The 3180-nt window shown below is 40.5% G+C and carries 2 protein-coding genes; one reads left to right on the top strand and one right to left on the bottom strand.

What is annotated here, in order from left to right; genetic code table 11:
• Positions 1-2855, top strand: a 2855-nt coding sequence (locus AC2JBO_RS44135) for an efflux RND transporter permease subunit (protein ID WP_496959945.1), incomplete at its 5' end; no start/stop codon positions are given.
• Here the strand turns inward: AC2JBO_RS44135 and AC2JBO_RS44130 are convergent.
• Positions 2773-3180, bottom strand: a 408-nt coding sequence (locus AC2JBO_RS44130) for a glycosyltransferase (RefSeq protein ID WP_496959944.1), incomplete at its 5' end; no start/stop codon positions are given. The two genes, AC2JBO_RS44135 and AC2JBO_RS44130, sit on opposite strands and share 83 nt — an antisense overlap.

The raw sequence follows: 3180 nt of genomic DNA, 5'->3' as shown, positions 1-3180 counted from the left end.
CTGACACGATTGAAGAACCTCGTATTTTTAAAGTTGACCCTTCACAGTTACCTGTTTACGAGTTTGCTTTGACTTCACCCAATTTAGAAGGGGTGCAGTTACGAGTTTTTGCTGACGATGAACTCGCACGTGAGTTAGGTGTAGTTCCCGGAGTTGCTGGTGTTGATGTTTCGGGGGGAGTTTTAGAAGAAGTTAGTGTCAATATTGATTTGGATAGGTTGCAAGCGTTAGGTGTTGGGTTAACTAATGTGTTAACTGAATTGGAAAACCGCAATCAAGATATCTCTGGTGGTAGAATTTATGGTAAAAATTCTGAATCTCTAACCCGTACTGTAGGAAGTTTTCAATCTGCTGAGGAAATTCGCAATCTCTCGTTTGAAGTTTCTTCACCCACTACTTCTAATTCTGCGACTTCAACTACTACCCCGATAAGACGTGTTTATCTTCGCGAATTTGCAGAAGTTATTGATGGTACAGAAAATCAGCGTGTATTTGCTTTCCTTAATCAACAGCCAGCAGTTAGAGTTAGTATTCAAAAGCAGCCTGATGCTAACACTATCAATGTTGTCGATGGTGTCAAAAAGCGTATTGAGGAACTCAGGCAGTCTGGTGTAATTACCCAAGATACTGTTATTACCCCTACTCTTGATGAGTCGCGATTTATTCGTAATTCGTTGGCGGATGTTACAAATTCTGCTATTAGCGGCGCCGTTTTAGCTGCAATATCAGTACTCGTGTTCTTGGGGTCATTGCGACAAACGTTTATTATTTCGCTGACAATTCCGCTTTGTACTTTGGCGGCAGTTATCTTAATGAAACTATTCAATTTATCTTTAAATTTATTTAGTTTGGGAGGTTTGGCTTTAGGAATTGGACAGGCAATTGATACATCTGTAGTTATTATGGAAAACATTGCTGTCCGTACAGGAATGAATTTTGGTCAGAGTGTTGATACAAAATTACAACCTCAAGAAGTTATTGATACTGCAATTGACGCTTCTGCCGAAGTTGAATCTTCAATGGTCGCTTCAACTGGCGCCAATTTATTCTCGGTTTTACCGTTTTTACTCGTTGGTGGTTTTGTTTCTTTATTATTCAATGAGTTAATTCTGACAATTAGTTTTGCTATCGCTGCTTCGTTACTAGTCGCGGTTAGTATCGTACCAATGCTTGCTTCGCGGTTATTTGCGATTAAATTTTCAAGTCGCGTTAATCGCTTTCCAGTATTAGTATGGTTCAATAAGTCGTTTGCAGCAGCTACACGTAGTTATCAGCGCACGTTAAATTTTGTCGTTAAGTGTCGCTTATTGGTAATACCGCTTGCCTTTGTGTTATTAGGAGGTGGTACTTTATGGATGTTGCCGCAAGTTCCACAAGAGATTTTACCTCGCATTAGTACTGGACAAGCTTCTTTAAATGCTCAATTTCCTCCCGGTACTCCGTTGGAAACTAATAAAAAGGTGATGAATATAGTAGATGATATTCTTCGCAAACAACCTGGAACAGATTATATATTTACAACTATTGGTGGTTTCTTTTTTGGTAATAGTACTTCTGCTAACCCGCTACGAAGTTCGAGTACTGTTACACTCAAACCAAATACAGATGTGGAAAAATACGTAGAAAATCTCACTAAAGAATTTAACAAGCTTAATTTGGCTGGAATTCGTTTGCGTCTTGCTCCAGGTCAAGTTCGCGGTTTGATACTTAATAACTCACCCGTTCGCGGCGCCGATATTGATGTAATTCTTCAAGGTAATAATTATGACCAGTTGCAGCAAGCTGGACGGCAGGTTTTAGGGGTGTTAGAAGATAAAGTCGAGAGCGCGAGGTTTCGTCCAGATGCGGATGAACGTCAACCAGAAGTTCAAATTCTTCCCGACTGGGAAAGGGTTACATCACTAGGATTAACGACTACAGATATAGGTAATACTATTCAAACTGCTATTGAAGGTAGTATTCCAACTCAAATTCAACGTGGCAACCGTTTGGTTGATGTGCGGGTACAGTTAAACGAGAAAGATATACAAGCGACTTCGCAGTTAGAAAGATTACCTTTGTTTGTCAGTAGTAACCGCCAAGTTCGCCTTAGCGATGTTGCCAAAGTTATCGAAGGTAAGGCGCCAGGGGATATTCAACGTATCAATCAACGTCAAGTATTTTTAATTGCTGGTAATTTGAGTGAGGGTGCAAATCTTAGTGATGCTATTACTCAAGTCAACGGAGCGATTAAAAGTGTTAATTTACCAAAGGGTGTAACTGTCTTACCTAGTGCAGCATCTGAATCAAATCGACAATTACAGCAATCACTCGTGCAGTTAGGAGGATTATCTACATTTCTTGTGTTTGTGGTCATGGCTGTTCAGTATAACTCACTCATTGACCCACTAGTAATTATGTTCACGATTCCGTTAGCTTTAGCTGGGGGAATATTTGGACTTTTTATTACCAAAACTGCGATTGGCGCCACAGTAATTGTTGGAGTAGTTTTGCTCGTTGGTATTGTGGTGAACAATGCCATTATTATGATTGAACTTGCGAATCAACTTAGGGAACAAAAAGAAATTAACCGTCGAGGGGCTATTTTAGAAGCGGCGCCGCAACGCTTACGCCCAATTTTAATGACGGCAATAACTACTGCTTTAGGCTTATTTCCACTAGCGCTAGGAATTGGAGAAGGTTCAGAGTTTATGCAGCCTTTGGGAATAGTTGTATTTTCAGGGTTACTAATATCAACGCTACTAACACTGTTTATTATTCCCTGTTTCTACGTTATGCTGCATGATTTCTTTGATTTGGGTTGGACAAAGCCGATTTTATCTCGACTGCGGGCATCAAAGAAATATTTTGGCTAGTATTACCAAGTAATTCACGATAAACGAGCAGCGTTTCGGTATTCACCCGTTCTACACTCAACCACTCTAGGTTTGAACTAGCACGGGTTTTGTAGTGTTGGAGCGTATCTGAATCATTTAGTAACTTTGACAACGCCTCAGCCAGTGCGTTACTATCTTTCGGTGGAACTAATATACCAGCTTTTCCCCCATCTAACGTTTGAGAAATACCATCCACATCCGAAGCAATAACCGCACAACCGCAGGCGCGCGCTTCCGCAATGGCAAGCCCAAATGATTCGTGGTATGATGCCAATACAAAAATATCTGAAGATACGAGGTAACG

It is taken from the genome of Calothrix sp. CBUCES-K 9914 (assembly GCF_059640475.1).
The sequence above is the reverse complement of the archived record's forward strand: the minus strand, read 5'-3'. Positions and strand labels throughout refer to the sequence as shown.